General features: G+C 63.9%; 22 protein-coding genes. 19 read left to right on the top strand and 3 right to left on the bottom strand.

Translation table 11 applies throughout. The features are described 5' to 3' along the window. Positions 1–272 precede the first annotated feature (272 nt). From hslV to OO306_RS24265, 7 genes are all read left to right on the top strand, one after another. Positions 273–803 carry an ATP-dependent protease subunit HslV gene (gene hslV, locus OO306_RS24295; protein WP_003249309.1) on the top strand — a complete coding sequence of 177 codons (531 nt, stop codon included), beginning with the start codon at positions 273–275 and terminating at the stop codon, positions 801–803. Between the two features lie 73 nt (positions 804–876). Continuing rightward, positions 877–2220 carry an ATP-dependent protease ATPase subunit HslU gene (hslU, locus tag OO306_RS24290; RefSeq protein ID WP_099430637.1) on the top strand — a complete coding sequence of 448 codons (1344 nt, stop codon included), beginning with the start codon at positions 877–879 and terminating at the stop codon, positions 2218–2220. Positions 2221–2402: 182 nt separating this feature from the next. Beyond that, the gene (locus OO306_RS24285; RefSeq protein WP_099430638.1) at positions 2403–2780 is read left to right on the top strand and encodes a gamma-butyrobetaine hydroxylase-like domain-containing protein; all 378 of its coding nucleotides are present in this window, start codon (positions 2403–2405) and stop codon (positions 2778–2780) included. 353 nt (positions 2781–3133) lie between these two features. Further along, entirely contained in the window at positions 3134–4813 is a 1680-nt protein-coding gene (gene phaC / locus OO306_RS24280) for a class II poly(R)-hydroxyalkanoic acid synthase (RefSeq protein WP_265970101.1), read from the top strand. Between the two features lie 63 nt (positions 4814–4876). Then, the gene (phaZ, locus tag OO306_RS24275) at positions 4877–5728 is read left to right on the top strand and encodes a poly(3-hydroxyalkanoate) depolymerase (protein WP_099430640.1); all 852 of its coding nucleotides are present in this window, start codon (positions 4877–4879) and stop codon (positions 5726–5728) included. A gap of 61 nt (positions 5729–5789) precedes the next feature. Next, on the top strand, positions 5790–7472 hold the full coding sequence (gene phaC / locus OO306_RS24270) for a class II poly(R)-hydroxyalkanoic acid synthase (RefSeq protein WP_099430641.1): 1683 nt from the start codon (positions 5790–5792) through the stop codon (positions 7470–7472). 13 nt (positions 7473–7485) lie between these two features. Next, positions 7486–8100, top strand: coding sequence for a TetR/AcrR family transcriptional regulator (locus OO306_RS24265; protein ID WP_027592421.1), 615 nt, complete (start codon positions 7486–7488; stop codon positions 8098–8100). Positions 8101–8220: 120 nt separating this feature from the next. On the opposite strand, the gene OO306_RS24260 is transcribed toward OO306_RS24265, so the two are convergent. Together OO306_RS24260 and OO306_RS24255 are read right to left on the bottom strand one after the other, a co-directional pair. Continuing rightward, entirely contained in the window at positions 8221–8997 is a 777-nt protein-coding gene (locus OO306_RS24260; RefSeq protein WP_265970100.1) for a phasin family protein, read from the bottom strand. A 10-nt stretch (positions 8998–9007) separates the two neighbouring features. After that, the gene (locus tag OO306_RS24255) at positions 9008–9427 is read right to left on the bottom strand and encodes a phasin family protein (protein WP_027592419.1); all 420 of its coding nucleotides are present in this window, start codon (positions 9425–9427) and stop codon (positions 9008–9010) included. Between the two features lie 188 nt (positions 9428–9615). On the opposite strand from OO306_RS24255, the gene OO306_RS24250 reads away from it, so the two are divergent. Then, positions 9616–14373: a DUF6543 domain-containing protein gene (locus tag OO306_RS24250; RefSeq protein WP_265970099.1), complete on the top strand. Its 4758-nt coding sequence runs from the start codon at positions 9616–9618 to the stop codon at positions 14371–14373. 28 nt (positions 14374–14401) lie between these two features. Here the strand turns inward: OO306_RS24250 and OO306_RS24245 are convergent, their stop codons facing one another. Continuing rightward, a complete protein-coding gene (locus OO306_RS24245) occupies positions 14402–14677 on the bottom strand; it encodes a polyhydroxyalkanoic acid system family protein (RefSeq protein WP_027592417.1) in 276 nt (91 codons plus the stop codon). Between the two features lie 124 nt (positions 14678–14801). Between OO306_RS24245 and ubiE the strand changes: the two genes are divergently transcribed. From ubiE to OO306_RS24190, 11 genes are all read left to right on the top strand, one after another. Then, positions 14802–15572, top strand: a complete 771-nt coding sequence (ubiE, locus tag OO306_RS24240) for a bifunctional demethylmenaquinone methyltransferase/2-methoxy-6-polyprenyl-1,4-benzoquinol methylase UbiE (protein ID WP_099430644.1) — start codon at positions 14802–14804, stop codon at positions 15570–15572. Beyond that, positions 15572–16195: an SCP2 domain-containing protein gene (locus tag OO306_RS24235; protein ID WP_099455558.1), complete on the top strand. Its 624-nt coding sequence runs from the start codon at positions 15572–15574 to the stop codon at positions 16193–16195. The genes ubiE and OO306_RS24235 overlap by 1 nt, the downstream gene beginning before the upstream one ends. After that, entirely contained in the window at positions 16192–17811 is a 1620-nt protein-coding gene (gene ubiB / locus OO306_RS24230; RefSeq protein WP_099430646.1) for a ubiquinone biosynthesis regulatory protein kinase UbiB, read from the top strand. The genes OO306_RS24235 and ubiB overlap by 4 nt, the downstream gene beginning before the upstream one ends. A 72-nt stretch (positions 17812–17883) precedes the next feature. Next, positions 17884–18276: a phosphoribosyl-AMP cyclohydrolase gene (hisI, locus tag OO306_RS24225; RefSeq protein ID WP_027592414.1), complete on the top strand. Its 393-nt coding sequence runs from the start codon at positions 17884–17886 to the stop codon at positions 18274–18276. A gap of 1 nt (position 18277) precedes the next feature. Continuing rightward, on the top strand, positions 18278–18613 hold the full coding sequence (locus OO306_RS24220; RefSeq protein WP_099430647.1) for a phosphoribosyl-ATP diphosphatase: 336 nt from the start codon (positions 18278–18280) through the stop codon (positions 18611–18613). Positions 18614–18638: 25 nt separating this feature from the next. Continuing rightward, positions 18639–18911: a twin-arginine translocase TatA/TatE family subunit gene (locus OO306_RS24215; protein ID WP_099430648.1), complete on the top strand. Its 273-nt coding sequence runs from the start codon at positions 18639–18641 to the stop codon at positions 18909–18911. A 3-nt stretch (positions 18912–18914) separates the two neighbouring features. Continuing rightward, complete coding sequence (tatB, locus tag OO306_RS24210; RefSeq protein ID WP_027592412.1) at positions 18915–19301, top strand: Sec-independent protein translocase protein TatB; 387 nt, start codon at positions 18915–18917, stop codon at positions 19299–19301. Then, positions 19298–20086 (top strand): twin-arginine translocase subunit TatC, encoded by a 789-nt coding sequence (tatC, locus tag OO306_RS24205; RefSeq protein WP_027592411.1) that lies wholly within the window; start codon positions 19298–19300, stop codon positions 20084–20086. Before tatB ends, tatC begins: the two co-directional genes overlap by 4 nt. Then, positions 20083–20790 (top strand): 16S rRNA (uracil(1498)-N(3))-methyltransferase, encoded by a 708-nt coding sequence (locus OO306_RS24200; RefSeq protein ID WP_265970098.1) that lies wholly within the window; start codon positions 20083–20085, stop codon positions 20788–20790. The genes tatC and OO306_RS24200 overlap by 4 nt, the downstream gene beginning before the upstream one ends. Before the next feature lie 102 nt (positions 20791–20892). After that, positions 20893–22809 carry a methyl-accepting chemotaxis protein gene (locus tag OO306_RS24195; RefSeq protein WP_265970097.1) on the top strand — a complete coding sequence of 639 codons (1917 nt, stop codon included), beginning with the start codon at positions 20893–20895 and terminating at the stop codon, positions 22807–22809. A 245-nt stretch (positions 22810–23054) separates the two neighbouring features. Continuing rightward, positions 23055–24998, top strand: coding sequence for a methyl-accepting chemotaxis protein (locus OO306_RS24190; RefSeq protein WP_027592408.1), 1944 nt, complete (start codon positions 23055–23057; stop codon positions 24996–24998). Positions 24999–25092 lie beyond the last annotated feature (94 nt).

Below are 25092 nucleotides of genomic sequence, written 5' to 3'. Positions count from 1 at the left end.
GACCTTCGCAATCATCAAGGTAAGCGCAGAACCTGTGGGAGCGGGCTTGCCCCGCGAATGGGCCAGCACAAATGTGCCTGCCAGCCCCCACAGGATCTTCGCATCATCAAGGCAAGCGCAGAACCTGTGGGAGCGGGCTTGCCCCGCGAATGAGCCAGCACAAATGTGCCCGCCAAGCTCAACCGCTCATCCCCCAAGGTTGAAATCCTTCCCCCCACCCCCATATGAGTCTGCATCAGGCACTTTCGCCCCGCTGCGTGGAGACTCTCCCCTTGACCACCATCGTTTCTGTCCGCCGTAACGGCAAAGTCGTCATGGGCGGCGACGGCCAGGTTTCCCTCGGCAACACCGTGATGAAAGGCAACGCCAAAAAGGTCCGTCGCCTGTACCACGGCCAGGTCATTGCTGGCTTCGCCGGTGCCACCGCCGATGCCTTCACCCTGTTCGAACGCTTTGAAGGGCAACTGGAGAAACACCAGGGCCACCTGGTCCGTGCCGCCGTCGAGCTGGCCAAGGAATGGCGTACCGACCGCTCCCTGAGCCGCCTGGAGGCCATGCTGGCCGTGGCCAACAAGGATGCATCCTTGATCATTACCGGTAACGGCGATGTGGTCGAACCCGAAGACGGCCTGATCGCCATGGGTTCCGGTGGCGCCTACGCCCAGGCCGCCGCCCGCGCCCTGCTGAACAAGACCGACCTCTCGGCCCGCGAAATTGCCGAGACCGCGCTGAACATCGCCGGTGACATCTGCGTATTCACCAACCACAACCTGACCATCGAGGAGCAGGACCTGGCCGACTGATCAGTTGTTTTGGCGTCCCGCCCAGGGCGGGACTTTCCCACACTGATTGCTCTGCTTGAGGACCATTTTCATCATGTCCATGACCCCCCGCGAAATCGTTCACGAACTCAACCGCCACATCATCGGCCAGGACGACGCCAAGCGCGCCGTGGCCATCGCCCTGCGCAACCGCTGGCGGCGCATGCAGCTGCCGACCGAGCTGCGCGCCGAGGTGACCCCGAAAAACATCCTGATGATCGGCCCGACCGGTGTCGGCAAGACCGAAATCGCTCGCCGCCTGGCCAAGCTGGCCAACGCGCCGTTCATCAAGGTCGAAGCGACCAAGTTCACCGAAGTCGGCTACGTCGGCCGTGATGTCGAATCGATCATCCGCGACCTGGCTGATGCCGCGCTGAAGATGCTCCGCGAGCAGGAAATCATCCGCGTGCGCCACCGCGCCGAAGACGCCGCTGAAGACCGCATCCTCGATGCCCTGCTGCCGCAGGCGCGGGTGACCAGCTTCAGCGAAGAAGCCGCGCAGACCAGCAGCGATTCCAACACCCGCCAGCTGTTCCGCAAGCGCCTGCGCGAAGGCCAGCTGGACGACAAGGAAATCGAGATCGAAGTGGCTGACGCCGTAGGTGTCGAAATCGCCGCGCCGCCTGGCATGGAAGAGATGACCAACCAGCTGCAGAGCCTGTTCGCCAACATGGGCAAGGGCAAGCGCAAGGCGCGCAAGCTCAAGGTCAAAGAAGCGCTGAAGATGGTCCGCGAAGAAGAAGCGGGCCGCCTGGTCAACGAAGAAGAACTCAAGGCCAAGGCCCTGGAAGCTGTTGAACAGCACGGTATCGTGTTTATCGACGAAATCGACAAAGTGGCCAAGCGTGGCAATGTCGGCGGCGCCGATGTGTCCCGCGAAGGTGTCCAGCGCGACCTGCTGCCGTTGATCGAAGGCTGCACCGTCAACACCAAGCTGGGCATGGTCAAAACCGACCACATCCTGTTCATTGCCTCGGGTGCGTTCCACCTGAGCAAGCCAAGCGACCTGGTGCCTGAGCTGCAGGGCCGCCTGCCGATCCGTGTCGAACTCAAGGCACTGACCCCAGAAGACTTCGAGCGCATCCTGCAGGAGCCGCACGCTTCGCTGACCGAGCAGTACCAGGCACTGCTGAAAACCGAAGGGCTGAACATCGAGTTCCTCACCGACGGTATCAAGCGCCTGGCCGAGATCGCCTACCAGGTCAACGAGAAAACCGAGAACATCGGTGCCCGCCGCCTGCACACCCTGCTTGAGCGCCTGCTCGAAGAGGTGTCGTTCAGTGCCGGTGACCTGGCCAGCACCCACGATGAAACGCCGATCCAGATCGATGCGGGTTATGTGAACAGCCACCTGGGTGAGCTGGCGCAGAACGAAGACCTGTCGCGCTATATCCTGTAAGACCGTATGGGGCCGCTTTGCGGCCCATTCGCGGCACAAGGCCGCTCCTACACTGAATGCAGCGGTGTACCTGTAGGAGCGGCCTTGTGCCGCGAATGGGCTGCAAAGCAGCCCCAATCAAGCTTGAATCCCTCCCTCAGAAGCTGGAAGCTTGCAGCATCAGCTCCCGAGAGATTCAGCCCATGGCCCGCCTGCCTACCGCCATCAACCTGCACAAAGCCTCCAAGACCTTGAGCCTTACCTACGGCCCCAACGAGGTCTACCACCTGCCCGCCGAATTCCTGCGCGTGCACTCCCCTTCCGCCGAGGTCCAGGGCCACGGCAACCCCATCCTGCAAGTTGGCAAGGTCAACGTCGGCCTCGCTGGCCTCGAACCCGCCGGCCAATATGCACTGAAATTGACCTTCGACGACGGCCATGACAGCGGCTTGTTCACCTGGGAGTACCTCGAGCAACTGTGCCTGCGCCAGGAACAGCTGTGGGCCGAGTACCTCGACGAGCTGCACAAGGCCGGAAAATCCCGCGATCCGGCCGAATCGGTCGTGAAACTCATGCTCTAGCGCAAGCCCTCGAACGTTTAGAGCGCATTTTCTAATCTCATCTGCTTGAATGCCCCTACAGGCAGCTCAGTGACGGGCTGTCTTGCGCATTACATGAAAGTCGGGTAACCAATGGAGCTGGCAAGTTCCCTGCATCGCCTTGAAGGCAATCAGGGCCTGGCCGGTATGTAGAGGTCGCGAGCGAAAGCAGGCTGTCTTCACACGCAGAATTCCCCGCAGCTCATCGCCGAATGCATCCGGCCCGCAGCACCGCTGTTCCTTATCACTGGTCACCCGAGTAGCAGTACCGGGCTCTGGACTGTGCAAGCGCCACAGGCAACCGGTACTCGTCTCTGGACAACGGAGCGTCGCAGATGAGTAACAAGAACAACGATGAGTTGCAGCGGCAGGCCTCGGAGAACACCCTGGGGCTGAACCCGGTCATCGGCATCCGCCGCAAGGACCTGTTGAGCTCGGCACGCACCGTGCTGCGCCAGGCCGTGCGCCAACCTTTGCACAGCGCCAAGCACGTGGCGCACTTCGGCCTGGAGCTGAAGAACGTGCTGCTGGGCAAATCCAGCCTCACCCCCGAAAGCGACGACCGCCGCTTCAACGATCCGGCCTGGAGCAACAACCCCCTTTACCGCCGCTACCTGCAAACCTACCTGGCCTGGCGCAAGGAGCTGCAGGAGTGGATCGGCAACAGCGACCTGTCACCCCAGGACATCAGCCGCGGGCAGTTCGTCATCAACCTGATGACCGAGGCCATGGCGCCGACCAACACCTTGTCCAACCCGGCCGCGGTCAAGCGCTTCTTCGAAACCGGTGGCAAAAGCCTGCTCGATGGCCTGTCCAACCTGGCCAAGGACGTGGTCAACAACGGTGGCATGCCCAGCCAGGTGAACATGGACGCCTTCGAAGTGGGCAAGAACCTGGGCACCAGCGACGGCGCCGTGGTGTTCCGCAACGACGTGCTGGAGCTGATCCAGTACAGCCCCATCACCGAACAGGTGCATGCGCGGCCACTGCTGGTGGTGCCGCCGCAGATCAACAAGTTCTACGTGTTCGACTTGAGCCCGGAAAAAAGCCTGGCGCGCTTCTGCCTGCGCTCACAACAGCAGACCTTCATCATCAGTTGGCGCAACCCGACCAAGGCCCAGCGCGAGTGGGGCCTGTCGACCTACATCGATGCGCTCAAGGAAGCGGTCGATGCCGTGCTGGCGATTACCGGCAGCAAAGACCTGAACATGCTCGGCGCCTGCTCTGGCGGCATCACCTGCACCGCGCTGGTGGGCCATTACGCCGCCCTGGGCGAAAACAAGGTCAATGCCCTGACCCTGCTGGTCAGCGTGCTGGACACCACCATGGACACCCAGGTCGCGCTGTTCGTCGATGAACAGACCCTCGAAGCCGCCAAGCGCCACTCCTACCAGGCCGGCGTGCTCGAAGGCAGCGAGATGGCCAAGGTGTTCGCCTGGATGCGCCCCAATGACCTGATCTGGAACTACTGGGTCAACAACTACCTGCTCGGCAACGAGCCGCCGGTGTTCGACATCCTGTTCTGGAACAACGACACCACGCGCCTGCCGGCTGGTTTCCATGGCGACCTGATCGAGATGTTCAAAAGCAACCCACTGACCCGCCCCGGTGCACTGGAAGTGTGCGGCACGCCGATCGACCTGAAGCAGGTCACCTGCGACATCTACAGCCTGGCCGGCACCAACGACCACATCACCCCGTGGCCGTCCTGCTACCGTTCGGCGCACCTGTTTGGCGGCAAGATCGAGTTCGTGCTGTCCAACAGCGGCCACATCCAGAGCATCCTCAACCCACCGGGCAACCCCAAGGCGCGCTTCATGACCGGCGCCGATCGCCCGGGCGACCCCGTGGCCTGGCAGGAAAACGCGACCAAGCATGCCGACTCCTGGTGGCTGCACTGGCAAAACTGGCTGGGCGACCGTGCCGGCGACCTGAAAAAAGCGCCAACCCGGCTGGGCAACCGCGCCTATGCCGCTGGCGAGGCATCTCCGGGCACTTACGTTCACGAACGTTGAGTTGCAGCGCCGTGGCCACCTGCGGGTGGGCCACGGTGTTCACTTCACCACAGAGCCACGCGCATGCCGTCACCCTATATCTTCAGGACCGTCGAACTGGACAACCAGTCCATCCGCACTGCCGTGCGCCCGGGCAAGCCGCACCTGACGCCGCTGCTGATCTTCAACGGCATCGGCGCCAACCTGGAGCTGGTGTTTCCGTTCATCGAAGCGCTGGACCCGGACCTGGAAGTCATCGCCTTCGACGTACCGGGCGTAGGCGGCTCGTCGACGCCACGCCAGCCCTATCGCTTTCCGGGGCTGGCCAAGCTCACGGCACGCATGCTCGATTACCTCGACTACGGCCAGGTGAATGTGATCGGCGTGTCGTGGGGCGGCGCCCTGGCGCAGCAGTTTGCCCACGACTACCCCGAGCGCTGCAAGAAGCTGGTACTGGCCGCCACGGCTGCCGGCGCGGTGATGGTGCCGGGCAAGCCCAAGGTGTTGTGGATGATGGCCAGCCCCCGGCGCTACATCCAGCCTTCGCATGTAATCCGCATCGCCCCGCTGATCTACGGCGGTGGCTTTCGCCGCGACCCGGACCTGGCCATGCGACACGCAGCCAAGGTGCGCTCCGGCGGCAAGCTGGGCTACTACTGGCAACTGTTCGCCGGGCTTGGCTGGACCAGCATTCACTGGCTGCACAAGATCCAGCAGCCCACCCTGGTACTGGCTGGCGACGACGACCCGTTGATCCCGCTGATCAACATGCGCCTGCTGGCCTGGCGGATTCCCAATGCCCAGCTACACATTATCGACGACGGCCATCTGTTTCTGATCACCCGGGCCGAGGCCGTCGCCCCGATCATCATGAAGTTCCTCCAGCAAGAGCGTCAGCGCGCGGTCATGCATCCGCGCCCGGCTTCGGGCGTGTAGGGGCGGGTTCGCCCGCGACGGGGCCAGCAGGCGCCAAGGGTCAAGACGAGGGAGTGTTGCCATGAAAGACAAACCGGCCAAAGGAACGCCAACGCTTCCCGCCACCAGCATGAACGTGCAGAACGCCATCCTCGGCCTGCGCGGTCGCGACCTGATTTCCACGTTGCGCAGTGTCGGCCGTCATGGCTTGCGCAACCCGCTGCATACCGCCCGCCACCTGCTGGCCCTGAGCGGCCAACTGGGCCGCGTGATGCTCGGCGATACCCCTTACCAGCCGAGCCCGCGAGACACCCGCTTCAGCGACCCGACCTGGAGCCAGAACCCGTTCTACCGGCGCGGCCTGCAAGCCTACCTGGCCTGGCAGAAGCAGACCCGCCTGTGGATCGATGAAAGCCACCTGGACGACGATGACCGCGCCCGCGCGCAGTTTCTGTTCACGCTGATCAACGATGCCCTGGCGCCCAGCAATTCGCTGCTCAACCCACTGGCCGTGAAGGAGCTGCTCAACACCGGCGGGCAAAGCCTGGTGCGTGGCGTGGCGCACTTGCTTGACGACTTGCGCCACAATGATGGCTTGCCTCGCCAGGTGGACGAACGCGCCTTCGAAGTGGGTGGCAACGTCGCGGCAACCCCAGGCGCCGTGGTGTTTCGCAACGAACTGCTGGAGCTGATCCAGTACCAGCCGATGAGCGAAAAACAGCACGCCCGCCCACTGCTGGTGGTGCCGCCGCAGATCAACAAGTTCTATATCTTCGACCTCAGCTCGACCAACAGCTTTGTCCAGTACATGCTCAAGAACGGCCTGCAGGTGTTCATGGTCAGTTGGCGCAACCCCGACCCACGGCACCGCGAGTGGGGGCTGTCGAGCTACGTTCAGGCCCTGGAAGAAGCGCTTAACGCGTGCCGCAGCATCAGTGGCAACCGCGACCCCAACCTGATGGGCGCCTGCGCTGGCGGCCTGACCATGGCAGCGCTCCAAGGCCACCTGCAAGCCAAGCACCAGTTGCGCCGAGTGCGCAGCGCCACGTACCTGGTCAGCCTGCTGGACAGCAAGTTCGAAAGCCCCGCCAGCCTGTTCGCCGACGAGCAGACGATCGAGGCGGCCAAGCGCCGCTCGTACCAGCGCGGCGTGCTGGACGGCGCCGAGGTGGCGCGGATCTTCGCCTGGATGCGGCCCAATGACTTGATCTGGAACTACTGGGTCAACAACTACCTGCTCGGCAAGACCCCGCCCGCCTTCGACATCCTCTACTGGAACGCCGACAGCACACGCCTGCCGGCGGCGCTGCATGGCGACCTGCTGGACTTCTTCAAGCACAACCCGCTGACCCACCCGGCAGGCCTTGAGGTGTGTGGCACGCCCATCGACCTTAAGCAGGTCGACCTCGACAGTTTCACCGTGGCCGGCAGCAACGACCACATTACCCCGTGGGATGCCGTGTACCGCTCAGCCATGCTGCTGGGCGGCGACCGACGCTTCGTGCTGGCCAACAGCGGGCATATCCAGAGCATCATCAACCCGCCTGGCAACCCCAAGGCCTACTACCTGGCCAACCCGAAGCTGTCCAGCGACCCGCGTGCCTGGTTCCACGACGCGCAGCGCAGCGAAGGCAGTTGGTGGCCTTTGTGGCTGGAGTGGGTCACCCCCCGCTCCGGCCCGCTGAAAGCGCCACGCACCACGCTTGGCAATGCCACCTATCCGCCGCTGGGCCCTGCGCCAGGCACCTATGTCCTGACCCGATGAGCACACCGCCCGGATGAAGACCCGCGACCGTATCCTTGAATGCGCCCTGCAGCTGTTCAACCAGCAAGGCGAACCGAATGTCTCGACCTTGGAGATCGCCAACGAACTGGGCATCAGCCCTGGCAACCTGTACTACCACTTCCATGGCAAGGAACCGGTGGTGCTGGGGCTGTTCGAGCGTTTCGAAGAAGCGCTGATGCCGCTGCTCGACCCACCGCTTGAAGTGCGCCTGGAGGCCGAGGACTACTGGTTGTTCCTGCACCTGATCGTCGAGCGCATGGCCCAGTACCGCTTCCTGTTCCAGGACCTGTCCAACCTGACCGGGCGCCTGCCGAAGCTGGCCCGCGGCATGCGCAGCCTGATCAACGCACTGAAGCGAACCCTTGCCGCGTTGCTGGCCAGCCTCAAGGGCCAGGGGCAGGTGGTGAGCGAAACTCAGGCGCTGGGGCAGTTGGTGGAGCAGATCACCCTGACACTGATGTTCTCGCTGGATTACCAGCGCGTGCTGGGGCGGGAGGGGGATGTGGGGATCGTGGTGTACCAGGTGATGATGCTGGTGGCGCCGCATCTGCAGGCCCAGGCCCGGGCGGCGGCGGAGCAGTTGGCGGTGCGGTATCTGGAGGGGTAGTGCCGCATCGGCGGTGCCCTCTTCGCGGGGCAAGCCCGCTCCCACAGAGACCCAGCTCAGGGTTTGCAAGCTGAGCTGAATCTGTGGGAGCGGGCTTGCCCCGCGAAGAAGGCGACGCGGTTAGATCAGGGTACCGGTACCGGTCGCTGCCGACGGTGTGCTGCTGGCCGGTGCCGCGCTTGGCGCTGGCGCTGCAGCTGTAGCAGTCGGAGCCGGTGCCGCACTGGCCGCAGGTGCTGCCGGTTTGGCGGCGGCCGGTTTGGCCGGGGCCTTCTTCACTGCCGGTTTCTTCGCCGCTGCAGGCTTGGCCGCAGCAGGTTTGGCCGCAGGCTTGGCAGCAGCGGTTTTCGCAGCAGGTTTAGCCGCTGGTTTTGCCGCAGCCGCTTTGGCCGCCGGCTTGGCTGCTGCGGTTTTCGCAGCAGGTTTGGCAGGCGCCTTGGCCAGTGGCTTGGCAGCGGCCTTGCTCGCAGCCGCCTTGGAGATCGGCGTGACCGAGGCACCGGTCAGTTTCTCGATCTGCTTGGTCAGGCTGTCCACTTGCTGGTGCAGCGCCTTGATCTCATTGCGGCTTGGTACGCCCAGGCGCGAGATGGCGCTGTTCAGGCGCTTGTCGAACGCTTCTTCAAGCTCGCTCCACTTGCCCAGCGCGCGATCTTTCACGCCGGACACGCGCGACGTGGTCGACGCCTTGGCGCTATCAGCCACGTCTTCGGCGGTCTTCTTCGCCTGCTTCTCGGCCTTCTCGCCGTCCTTCACCAGCGTATCGAACAGCTTCGGGCCGTCCTGGTCGATCTTCGAATAGATCCCCAGGCCCGCCAGCCAGATCTTGCGGGAGTACTTCTCGATCCCGCCGACCCAGGAGCTGCTTTCTTTGTCGGAATTTTTCTTGCCAGCCATCCTGCTCTCCTTATGGTTTGTGCGCGACGCGCTCAAGCAGCTCGTGCAGCTGTTCAAGCTTGATGGACAACGCCTCAACGTCATGTTTAGACGGAATGCCAAGGCGATTCAAGGCGCGACCAACCCGTGCGTCGAAAGCTTTTTCGATCTTGTCGAGTTGAACTTCGACCTTGCCGCGTACGCGGCTGACTTCCTGGGTCGCTTCATCCAGCTGGTTGTTGGCCGCATCGAGCTCTTTGTCGATGCGCTTCTTGCCACGTTTTTCAACGCCTTCGCCGGCTTTGACCAGCTCGTTGAAGTACTCGGAACCTTCCTGGCCGACGCGGGCATAGGCGCCGATACCTGCCAGCCAGATCTTGCGCGCGTAACCGCGCACTTCGCCCAGGGTGCCTGGAGCGTCGTCCTTTTTCTTCACATTCACTTTGGCCATGCTCTGTACCTCATGCTCATGAGTGGAGAGGAACTGCCCATGGAGGTTGGGCTTGAGCATAAGGTAGGGAAGAAAATTAGAAACCTCACCCTAAGCTCACGCGGCATAAGGGGGCCAAACATGTACCGCCGCCGCCGCAGGCATCGGCGCTAGCGTGCGAGCATTCCCGCCACCGGAGCTCACACCTCATGCCTGCGTCCCCACCCTTGCAGCCCACCACGTTCAAGCAACGGGTAGCCAGCCAATTCGCCCAACGCCCCACGCTGCGCGAGGTGGTTGCCAAGGCCGGTTTGACGATCCTGGCCAACCGCTACCCCTGGATCACCCGCAACCACCCGCAGTTGCAGTCCCTCGAGCCCTTCACGCTCATCCACGGCGCAGGCAAGCAACCGGCACAGGTCCCCCTGGTAAACACGCTGCTCGACCATTTTCTGACGGGCAAAGGCATGGCCCTCACGCACACAGACGTGCTCAGCATCGCGCCGCCCCTGCCGTTTCTGCCGCAGGCGGCTGGTGTCGGCCCCAACGCCCAGCCCGAAGTCAGCCTGAACATGGCCAACCTCAACCGCGACTTCGACGAACTGCTGGCGGCCCTGACCGAAGCCTTTCAACAGGCACAGATTGGTTTCTGGGCTGCAAGCGACGCCACATCGGGCCTGTCCCATGTGCACAGGTTGGCGCAGACCTTGAAAGCCGCCCTGCTGCTGGGCGTGGAACGGCAGGGCTTGCCCGAACCGGTGAAAGCCGTGCTGTATGGTGTGGTCAACGGCACTGCCAGCGCACTGGCGATCAACCGGCTGCAGGTCACCCTCGATGAGCATCCACCCCAGGCCTTACCGGACCTGTTGATCATCGCCGAAGCCGGGATGGTGCTGTGGTGCAAACCTTCAGGCGCGGTACGCAGCTACGTTGACCTTGCGGCCTTCGCCGAGGCCCTTCGCGACGCACTGGCGCAGCAGTATCAATTCGACACGCTGCGCTGGGCACAGCAACCACTGAACACAGACCCGTTCGCTTTCCAGTCCACTGAACTACTCAATGGCATCCTCGACAGGGTCGGCCGCCTGCGGTTGTCCACGCTCACCAGCGTCCCCGCGCTTGAGGAGGCCTTCAGCACCTTGAGCGACCCTTCGTCCCATTTCCTCGACCTGCCCCTGCCAAGCACCGAGCAGCCACTGCTAAGCCTGCCCACCTGGCTGAATCAAGCAGACAGCACCGGCCACCTGCTGTACGCCGAAGCCCTGCTTGAGCTCGCCGCCAGCCAGGCGCACGCCCAGGGCAGGACGTCGTTCGACGCAATAGAAACCCTGGGCCGCTATGCCGCTCGCCGGCTGCGCGAGCAGATGCGCGCGGACTTCCCAGCCGAAACACCGCAAGACCCCGACCAGCTGCTCGTGCAGATCTCGGTGGTGGTACCGCTGTCGTCGTCCGGCCCCGCGCAATTGAACTACCTGAAAAGCATGACCCTGACGGAACTGGCCATTGCACGCCTGCACACAGGCAGCGACGAAGTAGCGTCCGGCCTGCTCGACACCCACGCACGGCCTCTGGGCAGCTGGCTGAACCTGGATTACGTCAACCGCTTGATCTCGACCGTGGATGTCGGCGGGCGTTACCCCGCTTATGTCGCCCACCAACTGCAAGACGCCACGCTCAAGGTCAGCCGCCTCCAGCGCCATGCCACGGAATGGCGCAGCACCCTGCAGTTCGCCGCGCTCAGGGCCAGGATCGAAGCCAAGCTCAGCGCACAGGCCTGCCAGGCAATCGTCGATTTCTGCCGTGCCAATCAAGCGTCACCTGATGCGCTCAGCATTGCGCCACTGGCGTTTCTGCCTGCACCGGGTGCCTCCGAAGGCAACACGGTGCACGGCATGTTCCTGATCAAGGTAAAGGCCAACCAGCGCTGGGTCCTGTATCGCCCTCTGTTCGCGGATGACGCCGTGGCAGAGTTTGCCAGCCTGGACAGCCTGATGGCGCAGATACGGGCTGATCAGGCGTTGCAGCAACAGCTGCTGGCCTGGATGGATGACGACGCCAGGGGCATCTACCAGCACGGCGGATTCGAACGTCCGCACCTGCATAGCCGCCTCTCGGCCCTGGCGCACTTGATTGGCACGCAGTCGGCGTTGGTAGACACCCTGGTGGAACGCCTCAGGGTCCCTGTTACAGCCGTTCACACCCCTTGGCTGGAAGATTTGGATAACCACCTCTACAACGCACGCATTCAGACAATGCTACTGCTGGCCTCCCGGCAGAGCCGCTCGAATGCGCAACAGCGCTGGGCCTTGATCGTGCAGTGCGGCTGGGTCGTGTTCAACACGGTCACGCCCCTGCTACGTGGCCCTGCGGCCATGCTGGCCTGGCTGGTCGCCGCCGTGGCAACGCTCAAGGATGACCTGCCCGCCCTGTCCGATGGCAGCGCGGAAGAACAGGCCTTGGCAGCGGCAGATGTGCTGACCAACCTGGCCCTGTTGTTGATGCAGGGCCCCACAGCCCCAACGCATGCGGGGGTCAGCTCGGCAGCGGTGGACGCCATGGCCCTGGAAGGCCCCGCCCGCAGAACGCCCTCCACGCCGGTTACCGTTGAGGCACCCAAGACAGCGGACTGGGTCGAGCCCCACCAGGCGCAACGCCCCGGCCACGTCAGTGTGAGCCGTTGGCACAACAGCCAGCGGGTGGGCAATTTGCCCTCCCACGCCCGCCAGCGCCTGGGTGAACTGCGCGCAGGCGTTTCCCTGCAAGGCCATGCCGCTGAAACACAAGGCCGCCTACGCGGGTTGTACACGGTGCAAGAGCGGCTCTACGTGAACCTGCAGGACGTAGCCTACGAGGTGCAGGAAACCTGGGGCGGAATCCAGATCATCGGCCCGGACACCAGCCAGGGCGAATGGCACACACGTTGGGGCGGCGCGCCCGACGGCTACTACATTGTCGGGCGCGAACGCAGCAAAGGCCCTTGGCTGCGGCGCTGGAATGACGAATGGGTCCTGGACTTGCACTTGGCCGGCGGCATGCCAAAAACCCGAGAAGCCGTCACCGCGCAGAATCGCCAGCACTACGATGCACTGCAAGCGACCGGTCAAGCCAACCAGGACAAACTGACCCAGCTCGAACCCTTCATGGAGCGCAACCGCATCGAGCTTGAAGCCTTTGACGACGAGGCGGCCGCGTTCAGCCTGGCGTTCAATGCGTTGCCCAAACCCGACGTCAAGGCACTTCCACCGGCACTCCGAGTGCAGCGCCAGGCAGTGCTGGAAATGCGCAGGCAGCACGTGCCGCAGATCGCCGCGGGGTCGCTGTACCTGGAGAAGCAGGCCAGCTTGCTGCATGCCAACGCCGACCTCTACCGGCAGATGCTCGAGCCTCGCTACCTGAAGTACGACCGTTCGGGCGCCACTGCACGCCGGCTCAGCAACTGGACAGAAGCCGCCATCGACAATGACATGCTGCTGGTGCGGCGCCTGCTCGAACTGGTCGACCACGAACACTTGCAGGAGCAATCCGTGGGCTTGCGTGGGGTGCCTGACAGTGATGAGCAGAGGGGCCGACACGCTGTATTTCGCGAATCGACCCGAGACGCGCTGAAGGTCAGCCGCCGCCTGCTCGTGGTCAGCGAGCGGCTGGATAAAACGCTTTCCGACGTGCTCAGCGATACCCGAATCGCCTACCCGGACAAGAAAGCCAAGATCGAACGCGCCATCAAGCTGCGCCCTTACTCGTCGTTGATCGTCCGCGCACAGATTGTCAGCGACCTGGCTTACCTGACACTGGACAAGACCCTGCTCACTGCCGAAGCGGCCATTGACCTGCTGCCCTTGCAAAACAGCCTGAGCGACACGGACCTGTCAGCAGCGCTGTGGAGCCACGATGGCGTTGCCTCTGCCAACCTGCCTGCCGACCAACAAGCGGAGGTGCTGGGCAACGCCCTGCGCGTTTACCGGGCCGTCATCGGCAGGGCCCGGTACATGCAATCGTTCACCGCACCTGCGGTGGACACCACGATGCTGCAAGCCTACATCGATGCGATGACGGGCCTGGAGCGCCTGGCAGAATCCGACTTGAGCACCGCCTTGATGAATGCCGAACAGGGCACATCGTCCCCTGCGCGACAGCTGACCCACCGCGTCAGGGCCGGCAAACGCACCCTGATCCGAACCTCCCGAGGGCGCTCGGTGCTGGTCGAGCGGGACCTGGAAGGCGATCATGCCGTTCAGCGCAACCCGGCCACCGAGCAACCTGGGGGCGCCTATGAGCGGCGCAATGGCCAATGGTTCGAAGTCCCAGGCGAGGAGCGCCCCGCCGCGCAAGACACCGCACAGCTGCGCAGTCGCGCGCAACACCTGCTGGCGCACGTGAGTGACCGGGTCGCGCTGGCAGCGCGCTACGCGAACGAGCCGAACAGCCTGGCCGACCTCATGGATTGGCAGATCGAGGACATGCGCAAGGTCGAGCAGCACGTAAGCGCCGCCGATGACCGGGCGTCCGAAGGCCTGGCTAGCCAACTGCGCGATGCCATCGCCTCGCTGAACACCGAAAAACGCCGACTGCTCACCGACGCCTACCTCAACACCCGCCACCCGGACAGCAGTGCGTTACGTTACCTGTATCAGCAACAGCGGATCGAGATCGCCCTGAGCACATCGCGTAAGCCGCTGCGCACCGCCAACGACTACCTGGACGTCTACCAGATCAAGGACGTGCAGGTGCCCAATGCGGTGCTGTGGGAAGCTCACTTCCACTACCGCAGCGCCGACGCGGCGCCCCGCACCTTCGTCAAAGGCCACCTGAAGCACTGGGAGCCGCGCCCCGCGCGTGCCAGCAGGGCCGAAAAGGCGCGCGAAGTCAGGCTTGAGCACGCCCATACAGCGGCTGAACGGATCGACATCTACCGCGGCGACCTGCGCCTGGACCAGATAGAGGGCATCATCCCCTTTCCGGCCCACTGACGGGCCGGTCAACAGCACAGCCCTGGTGTCAGGCCAGGGCTTTGTCCAGCGCCCGCTCGATCTCGCTCTTGATGCTAGCGCCCATGATCGACAGCATCATGCCGAGCTTAAGCTCGACGCGGATGGTGTCTTCGCCAATCTGCACGCTGCCGTTGGCGCCGCTGCGCGCGACGTCGACGCGGTCGCCGTTCCAGGTGGCCTTGAGGTCATATTCGCGGCTGAGCTTTTCTACCAGCGCCTCGGCCTTGGCGCGGGCAGCCTCGCGGCCGAGGGAATGTTTGCGTTCGACGCTGATCTGGGTCATGCGGGTGATCCTGGGTATGAAGACATAATCAGCATTATGCCCGCCCCTGCCCCCTGGCACACCCCGCCAAGACAAATCCGCCCATTCGCCCTAGAATGGCGGTAATTTTTTCCGGTGAAGCGATATGAACGACCAGCGCAAAGGCGAACACGCCGAACCCACCACCCATTTTGGCTACACGGACGTACCGGAGAGCCAGAAAGCGAAGAAAGTCGCCGAGGTGTTCCACTCCGTGGCCGCCAAGTACGACCTGATGAACGACGTGCTTTCCGGCGGCATGCACCGCCTGTGGAAGCGCTTCACCATCGAGCTGTCGGGCGTGCGCAGCGGCAACCGCGTGCTGGACATCGCCGGCGGTACCGGGGACCTGGCCGCCAAGTTCTCGCGCCTTGTAGGCCCGACCGGGCAGGTAGTGCTCGCCGACATCAACGATTCGATGCTCAAGGTCGGCCGTGACCGCCTGCTCGACCGTGGCGTGGCCGGCAACATCGAGTTCGTCCAGGCCGACGCCGAGAAGCTGCCGTTCCCGGACAACCACTTCGACTGCGTGACCATCGCCTTCGGCCTGCGCAACGTCACCCACAAAGACCAAGCCATTCGCTCGATGCTGCGCGTGCTCAAGCCCGGCGGCCGCCTGTTGATACTGGAATTCTCCAAGCCGACCAACAAGCTGATGTCCAAGGCCTATGACGCCTACTCGTTCGCCTTCATGCCACTGGCCGGCAAGCTGATCACCAACGACTCGGAAAGCTACCGCTACCTGGCTGAATCGATCCGCATGCACCCCGACCAGGAAACCCTCAAGGCCATGATGGTCGACGCCGGCTTCGACCGCGTCACCTACCACAACATGACCAGCGGTATCGTCGCCGTGCACCGGGGAATCAAGCCCTGATGCTGCTGGCCGGGCTGCTCGCCAGCGTCGAACATGGCCTGAACCGCGTCCTGCGCATGGACAGCACGGCGCTGCCGCGGCTGGCCGCGCTCGAAGGCAAGGTCATCGAGATCGATTGCCGTCAGCCGGCCCTGCAGGTGTTCATCCTGCCCGATGAAGACGGCCTGATGCTGGCCGCGCACTGGGAGGGCGAGGTCGACTGCAGCCTGCGCGCCCCTGCCGGCAGCCTGGCGCAACTGGCCCTGGCCAAGGACAAGACCGCCGTGCTGCACAGCCCACAGGTCGAACTGCATGGCGACAGCGCTGTGTTGCTCGACCTGTTCGGCGTGCTGCAAGACCTCGAACTGGACTGGGAGCACGAGCTGCAGCGCTGGCTCGGCCCGGTGGCCACGGCGTTGCTGGCCGGCCACCTCCGCCTGCGTGCGCGCTGGACCCGCCAAGGCCTGACGCGTTTCAGCCAAAACCTCTCCGAGTACCTGGCCGAAGAGTCGCGCACCCTGGTGGGCAAACGCGAAGCCGAAGCCGCCTTCAGCGAGCTCGATGCCCTGAAGGTCGATATAGAACGCCTCGAGGCGCGCCTGCAGCGCCTCTCCCGATCCCTTGATACCAGCGATAACGCATGAAGCTGCTCGCCGTCCGCCGTCTCTTTCGCATCCAGCGTGTGGTGATCCGCTACCGTCTCGATGACCTGTTGTTCGACCTGCCCCTGCCCTGGTGGCTGATGAGCCTGCGCCTGCTGATGCCTTGGCGCTGGCTGCCGCGCAAGCCCTCCGCGCTCAGCCGCGGTGCGCGCCTGCGCCTGGCGCTGCAGGACCTGGGGCCGATTTTCATCAAGTTCGGTCAACTGCTGTCCACCCGCCGCGACCTGCTGCCCACCGACATCGCCGACGAACTGATGGGGCTGCAAGACCGCGTGCCGCCGTTCGACCCGAAACAGGCCGTGGCGTTGATCGAAGAACAGCTCGGCGCCAAGGTTGGCGAGGTGTTCAGCCGCTTCGACGTCGAGCCGCTGGCCTCGGCCTCGGTGGCCCAGGTACACGCCGCCCGCCTGAAAAGCGGCGAAGAAGTCGTGGTCAAGGTGGTCCGCCCGGGCCTCAAGCCGGTCATCGCTCAAGACCTGGCCTGGTTGTTCCTGATCGCCAAGGGCGCCGAGCGGGTGTCTGCCGACGCCCGCCGCCTGCACCCGGTGGAGGTGGTCAACGACTACGAAAAGACCATCTACGACGAACTCGACCTGCTTCGCGAGGCGGCCAACGCCAGCCAACTGCGGCGCAACTTCGAAGGCTCCGAGCTGATGTACGTGCCCCAGGTGTACTGGGACCTGTGCCGGCCCAAGGTGCTGGTGATGGAGCGTATCTACGGCGTGCCGGTCACCGACATGGCGACCCTGGCCGACCAGCGCACCGACATGAAGCTGCTGGCCGAACGCGGTGTGGAGGTGTTCTTCACCCAGGTGTTCCGCGACAGCTTCTTCCATGCCGACATGCACCCCGGCAACATCTTCGTCAGCACGGTCAAGCCGTGGAGCCCGCAGTACATCGCCATCGACTGCGGCATCGTCGGCAGCCTCACGTCGGAAGACCAGGACTACCTGGCGCGCAACCTGTTTGCCTTCTTCAAGCGTGACTACCGCCGTGTTGCGCAACTGCACATCGATTCGGGTTGGGTGCCGGCGCACACCAAGGTCAACGAATTCGAGGCGGCGATCCGTACGGTGTGCGAGCCGATCTTCGAAAAACCGTTGAAAGATATTTCCTTCGGCCAGGTGCTGATGCGCCTGTTCCAGACCGCCCGGCGCTTCAACATGGAAGTCCAGCCTCAGCTGGTGCTGCTGCAGAAGACCTTGCTCAACATCGAAGGCCTCGGCCGTCAGCTCTACCCGGACCTGGACCTGTGGAGCACCGCCAAGCCGTTCCTGGAACGCTGGATGCGCGAGCGCTACAGCCCCAAGGCCATGGTCGGCAACCTGTACAGCCAGGCCGAGCAGCTGCCGCACCTGGCCGGCATGACCCGCGACCTGCTCGAACGCCTGTCGCAACCGCACCTGCACGACCCGCAGATGCCGGAGCGCCGCCGCCAAGGCGACCGCTGGGCGCTGCGCCTGCTGGGCGCGGGCTTGCTGGGGGGTGGCGCGGTGCTGGCCGCCGGCGCCGCCGAGGCCGCCAGCCTGGCCGCTCCGGCCGCTTGGCCAGCTTGGCTGATGCTGGCCGCCGGCCTTTACCTGATCGTGCGCCAATAGCCAGCCGGCCCGCTGGCTGGCACACTAGCGCAAAGGGCCCGGCACAGGAGCGGGCCCGTTTTGGAGTGGACGATGAAAGACTGGCTGGACGAGATCAAGTGGAACAGCGATGGCCTGGTACCGGCCATTGCCCAGGACCACAAGACCGGACGCGTGCTGATGATGGCCTGGATGAACCGCGAGTCCCTGGCCCTGACCGCCGCCGAGCAACGCGCCATCTACTGGTCGCGCTCGCGTGGCAAGCTGTGGCGCAAGGGCGAGGAATCTGGCCATGTGCAAAAACTGCACGAAATGCGCCTGGACTGTGATGCCGACGTGATCATCCTGATGGTCGAGCAACTGGGCCATATCGCCTGCCATACCGGCCGCGAAAGCTGCTTCTACCGCGTCTTCGAAGACGGCCAGTGGAAAACCGTCGACCCGGTCCTGAAAGACCCGGACGCCATTTATAGCGCAGGACACTGACATGAGCGACACCCTCAACCGCCTGGCCGAAGTGCTGGAACAACGCAAGCACGCGGCACCCGACAGCTCCTACGTGGCAAGCCTGCATCACAAGGGCTTGAACAAGATCCTCGAAAAGCTCGGCGAAGAGTCTATCGAAACGATCATCGCCGCCAAGGACGCCGCTGTCAGCAAGGATTACAGCGATGTCATCTATGAAACCGCCGACCTGTGGTTTCATAGCTTGGTCATGCTCAGCGCGTTGGGGCAACACCCACAGGCCGTGCTCGATGAACTGGAGCGCCGTTTCGGGCTTTCCGGGCATGACGAGAAGGCTGCGCGTCAACCTTCCGCCTGACTGTATAGAATTCTAGGAGAGCAACATGGGTATCTTTGACTGGAAACATTGGATTGTCCTGCTGGTCGTCGTCGTTTTGGTGTTCGGCACCAAGAAGCTGAAAAACCTCGGCAGCGACCTCGGCGAGTCGATCAAAGGCTTCCGCAAGGCCATGAACGACGAAGAAAACAAGCCGGCCGAGCAGACCCCGCCGCCTGCCCAGCCCGTGCCACCAGTGCAGAACACTGCACAACAGCCTCAGGGCCACACCATCGAAGGCCAGGCCCAGCCGGTCCAAGAGCCGCAGCGGAAAGACTGACCCATGTTCGGCATCAGTTTCAGTGAGTTGCTGCTGGTAGGCCTCGTCGCCTTGCTGGTGCTCGGCCCCGAGCGCCTGCCCGGCGCCGCGCGCACGGCAGGGCTGTGGATCGGCCGCCTCAAGCGCAGCTTCAACAGCATCAAGATGGAAGTCGAGCGCGAGATCGGCGCCGACGATATCCGTCGCCAGCTGCACAACGAGCACATCCTGCAAATGGAAGAGCAAGCCCGGCGCATCCTCAACCCGCAGACGCCACCGGTGCAGCCCCCTGTCACCACGGCCACGGTGCAGCCGCCTGCTGGGCTCGAAGCCACGCCAGACGCTACGCCGGCCGCCCCGACAGCGCCGGCCGCCCCCTCTGAACCGCCACAACCGCCGCGAGCCCCATGAGCGAAAATCCGGAACACGACCAGCCCATGCCGCTGGTCTCGCACCTGACTGAACTGCGCACCCGCCTGTTGCGCTGTGTCGCCGTCATCTTCCTGATCTTTGCCGGGTTGTTCTCTTTCGCCCAGCAGATCTACACCCTGGTGTCCGCGCCGCTGCGCGACCACCTGCCGGCCAATGCAACGATGATCGCCACCGACGTGGCCTCGCCGTTCCTCACGCCGTTCAAGCTGACCATGATCGTTTCGCTGTTCCTGGCGATCCCGTTCATCCTTCAGCAGATCTGGGGCTTTATCGCACCTGGGCTGTATCGCCACGAAAAACGCATCGCCATACCGCTGCTGGTGTCGAGCATCTTCCTGTTCTACGCCGGCATGGCCTTCGCCTATTTCCTGGTGTTCCCGCTGATTTTCGGCTTCTTCGCCAGCGCCACGCCCGAGGGTGTGTCGATGATGACCGACATCGCCAGCTACCTCGACTTCGTCATGACCCTGTTCTTCGCCTTTGGCGTCGCCTTCGAGATCCCGGTCGCCGTGGTGCTGCTGGTGTGGATCGGCGTGGTCGACGTGAAGTACCTGAAGAAGGTCCGCCCCTACGTGATCATCGGCTGCTTCGTGGTCGGCATGGTCCTGACCCCGCCAGACATCTTCTCGCAGACCCTGCTGGCCGTGCCCATGTGGTTGTTGTTCGAGGTCGGCGTGCTGTGTGGCAGCCTGATCCGCAAGCGCGGTGCGCACGATGAAGCGGCCAACGATCACAACGACCAGCCGCCAGCGACGCAACCGTGAACCTGCTGCTACTCGAAGAAGCCGATTTCATCGCGGCCGACCGCGTGGTGCTGGCCGACCGGCGTTTCACCCACATGCAGGAGATCCACAAGGTCGCGGTGGGCGATAGCCTGCGCGTCGGCCAGATCAACGGCTTGATGGGCCGCGCCACCGTGGTGCGCCTGGAAGGCCACGAGGCAGAACTGCAGGTCGGCTTCGACCAGCCACCGCCCGCCAAGCTGCCGCTGACCCTGGTGCTGGCCGTGCCACGGCCAAAAATGCTGCGCAGGCTGTTCCAGACCATCGCCACACTGGGTGTACCACGCCTGATCCTGGTGAACAGCTACAAGGTCGAGAAGAGCTTCTGGCAAACGCCATTTCTGAACCCGGACAGCATTCGTGAAAACCTCATCCTGGGCCTGGAGCAGGCACGCGACACCGTGCTGCCCGAGGTGATCATCGAGAAGCGCTTCAAGCCCTTCGTCGAAGACCGCCTGCCCGCCATTGCCGAAGGCACGCTGGGCCTGGTGGGTCACCCGGGCCCCTACCCCGCCTGCCCGCGCGCCGTCGAACAAACGGTGACCCTGGCCATTGGTCCCGAGGGCGGCTGGATCCCCTACGAGGTCGAGCTGCTGGGTAAGGCTGGCCTGGCACCGGTGCAACTGGGCGAACGCATCCTGCGCGTGGAGACTGCCGTTACCGCGCTGCTGTCGCGCATTTTCTGACGCATCAGTCAGTCTTTTCCCCCCATCAAGTTTCTCTCTCCCAGGCCGATGCCTTGGCAACACAATAATTATCCGTGCTGCCAAGTTACCGGAGAGTCGAACATGTACCGATGGTTAGCCCACTCGCTGGGGAACGTAAGCGTCAATCGCAAGCTAGGGCTGGGCTTTGGCCTGGTATTGCTCCTGACCCTGGCCATTACCCTGACCGGCTGGCACGGCCTGGACAGCGTCATCGACCGCGGTGACAAGCTGGGCAATATTTCGGTGATCCAGCAGTACACCCAGGAACTGCGCATCGCGCGCCAGCATTACCAGCGCAACCGCGATGACGCCGCTGTCGCCGAGCTGGAAAAGGCCCTGGTCAACCTCGATCGCCAGGTGACGTTGATGCTGGGCCAGATCGACCACCCTGCCGACCGTCAGCACCTCGAACAACAACGCGAGGCGGTGCGCATCTACCAACAAGCGTTCAACGACCTGAAGCAGGCCGGCCAGCGCCGCGAGGCCAGCCGCAGTGTGCTCGGCGACAGTGCCGACAAGGCCGTCGAGCTGGTCGGTCGCGTGCAGCAGGGCCTGCTGAAGGGGGGCGATATCGCCCAATACCAGCATGCGGTCGAGGTAAGCGCGCTGCTGCAACAGGCGCGCTTCCAGGTCCGCGGTTACACCTACAGCGGCAACGCCGAGTTCCAGCAGACCGCACTGAAGGCCATCGACGCAGCCCTGGCCGAACTCAAGGCACTGCCCGCCAAGGTGCCCGCAGAGCATGCCGCCAGCCTCGACGACGCCGCTACCGCCATGGCCGGCTACCGTGATGCGGTCAACCAGTTCAGCAACGCGCAGACGGCCAGCGAGCAAGCGCTGCAACACATGGCCGACCAAGGCACGGTGTTGCTGCAAGCCAGCCAGGCAATGACCACGTCGCAAACCGCAGTGCGCGACGCTAGCGCTACCCAAGCCAAAACCCTGCTCGCCGCCGCCACCGCCTTGGCCTTGGCCCTGGGCCTGCTGGCGGCCTGGGCGATCACCCGGCAGATCATCATCCCGCTGCGCCAGACCCTGAGTGCTGCCGAGCGCGTGGCCAATGGCGACCTGAGCCATGACCTGCAGGTGCAGCGCCGCGACGAGCTGGGCCAACTGCAGGCCAGCATGCAGCGCATGACCCAAGGCTTGCGCGAACTGATCGGCGGCATCGGCGACGGCGTCACGCAGATCGCCAGCGCTGCCGAAGAGCTGTCGGCGGTCACCGAGCAGACCAGCGCCGGGGTCAACAACCAGAAGGTCGAGACCGACCAGGTGGCGACGGCCATGAACCAAATGACCGCCACCGTGCACGAGGTGGCGCGTAGCGCCGAGCAGGCCTCGGAAGCGGCCCTGATGGCCGACCAGCAGGCCCGCGAGGGCGACCGGGTGGTGGGCGAAGCGGTGGCGCAGATCGAACGCCTGGCCTGCGAAGTGGCCAACTCCAGCGAAGCGATGAACCAGCTCAAGGCCGAGAGCGACAAGATCGGCAGCGTCCTTGATGTGATCAAGTCGGTGGCCCAGCAGACCAACCTGCTGGCCCTTAACGCGGCAATCGAAGCGGCACGCGCAGGTGAAGCCGGGCGGGGCTTTGCCGTGGTGGCCGACGAAGTGCGCAGCCTGGCCCAGCGCACGCAGCAGTCGACCGCAGAAATCGAAGAATTGATTGCCGGCCTGCAAAGCGGCACCCAGCGCGTGGCCAGCGTGATGGACAACAGCCGCCAGCTGACCGACAGCAGCGTTGAGCTGACCCGCCGCGCGGGCGGCTCGCTGGAGACCATCACCCGGACCGTGTCGTCGATCCAGGCGATGAACCAGCAAATTGCCACAGCGGCAGAGGAACAGACCGCCGTGGCCGAGGAGATCAACCGCAGCGTGATGAATGTGCGGGACATCTCTGACCAGACGTCGGCGGCCAGTGAAGAGACGGCCAGTTCCAGTGTCGAGTTGGCGCGGTTGGGTACGCACCTGCAAGGGTTGGTCGGACGGTTCCGGCTCTGATCAGCAATTTTCGGCGCGTGTGCTGGCCTCTTCGCGGGTAAACCCGCTCCTACAGGTAAAGCGCTACCCCTGTGGGAGCGGGTTCACCCGCGAAGAGGCCGGCACAGGCAGAGCCTTCCTACCAGTTACAGCGAAATTTCCTACCTGATTTTCAGGTCAAGTCCTACACCTCCGCTGCCGATGGGCAGGAGTGTCATGCCGGCATTGTGCCCGCACGACCTCTCTCAAATGGACGGAGAATCACCATGCTCGGTTACCTTAACCGCAGGCTCGGCAACATCGGTGTCGGCGCCAAGCTCGCCCTCGGCTTCGCCGTGGTCTTGCTGCTTACCCTGGCCACCACCCTCAGCGGTTGGCGCGCGCTGGATGGCGCCATCAGCCGTTCAGAGCAACTCAGCGAAATCGGCCTGATCAACGACCTGGTCAAAGACCTTCGCGCAGAGCGCATCACCTACCGCGTGCTCAGTGATGACGCCAGCAAGTCGCGTATCGTGCGCATCCTCGATCAGCTGGAAGGCATGCTGAGCACCCTGCAGCAGCGCAGCAACGTCGATGACTCACGCCAGATGCTCACCCAGAAACTGCAGCTGCTGCAGCGTGTGCGCGACGACTTCGCTGAACTGCAACGCCTGGTCGGCCAACGCCAAGCGCGGCGCGACGCGATGCAGGCACAGGAACAGAAACTCAACGACGTCATCGATGAGCTGCAGACCCAGGCTTTGCTGAAGATGCCCGACGATAGCCGGCAAAGCGGCCTATTGGGCCTGATGGACACCCTTAGCCGTCACGTCGACGTTGCCAACCAGCAGAGCCTGGTGCCGGCGTATACCTTCTCGCCCGTCGAAGACTTCGCCAAGGTCGGTGATGCTGCCTTGAATGCCGCCGACAGCAGCCTGGGGCAGTTGCTCAAGGACCTTGCGCCCTTGGGCCTGTCGCGCACATTGACCGAACAACCCGGCACCGAACTGGCCAACTACCGCGCCAGCCTGGACCAGTACCGTAGCGTCGCCATACGGGTCGAGCAGTTGCAAGGCAATATGGAAAAGATGGGCGATGAACTCAGCGCCGTCAGCGTGGAGCTGGGCGAGCGCAAAGTCGAACAACGCGACAGCGAAGCCCTGGCCGCCCGCTCGTTGCTGACCAGCGTGGCCGTACTGGCGCTTCTGGTCGGCGTGCTCGCCGCCTGGCTGATCACCTTGCAGATCACCCAACCGCTGCGCCAGACGCTGACCTTGGCCGCCCGTATCGCCAAGGGCGACCTGAGCCAGGTCGAGCCGGTGCTGCGCCGCGACGAGATGGGCCAGTTGCAGTCCAGCATGCGCGACATGACCGTGAGCCTGCGCGAGCTGATCGGCGGCATCGACCAGGGTGTCGGCCACCTGTCGCAGGCGGCCTCACAGCTGGCGGCCAGCAGCGAAGACACCAAGCTGCGCATCAGCCAGCAACGCGAAGAAACCGACCAGGTGGCCACCGCCATGAACCAGATGAGCGCGACGGTGCAGGAAGTCGCGCAAAATGCCGAGCAGGCCTCCATGGCCGCGACCAACGCCGACCAGCAGGCGCAGATGGGCGATCAGGTGGTGGCCGAAGCCATCGGCCGCATCGAGCAACTGGCCGGGCAGATGGACCATTGCCTGGCGGCCATGCAGCACCTGGCGGGCGAGAGCCAACGCATTGGCAGCATCCTCGATGTGATCAAGTCGGTGTCCGAACAGACCAACCTGCTTGCCTTGAACGCGGCGATCGAAGCGGCACGGGCCGGTGAAGCCGGGCGTGGCTTTGCCGTGGTGGCCGATGAGGTGCGGGGTTTGGCCCAGCGTACCTCTACGGCAACCGAAGAAATTGGGCAGCTGATCGACAGCCTGCACAGCGGTACTGACGAAGTGAACCGTTTACTGGACAGCAGCAAGAGCCTGACCGAGCAGAGCGTGGAGCTGAGCCGCAAGGCCGGGCATGCGCTGGGGCAGATCACCGACACGGTGTCGAGTATTCAGGGCATGAACCAACAGATCGCCACGGCCAGTGAAGAGCAAAGCGTGGTGGCCGAGCAAATCAACCGCAGTGTGCTTAATGTGCGCGATGTGTCGGACCAGACCAGCGCGGCCAGTGAACAGACGGCGGCGTCGAGCGGGGAGCTGGAGCAGTTGGGGCGGCAGTTGCGGGGGATGGTGGGGCGGTTCAGCCTTTAATACTGCTTGTGTTCATGCGCCCCCTGTAGGAGCAGCCTTGTGCTGCGAAGAGGCCGGTAGACTACCCGTGATCTTCGCAGCGCTTACCGGCCTC

It is taken from the genome of Pseudomonas sp. DCB_AW, from assembly GCF_026240895.1.
GTDB lineage: Bacteria > Pseudomonadota > Gammaproteobacteria > Pseudomonadales > Pseudomonadaceae > Aquipseudomonas > Aquipseudomonas kermanshahensis.
This window is presented reverse-complemented; position numbering and strand designations above follow the sequence as displayed.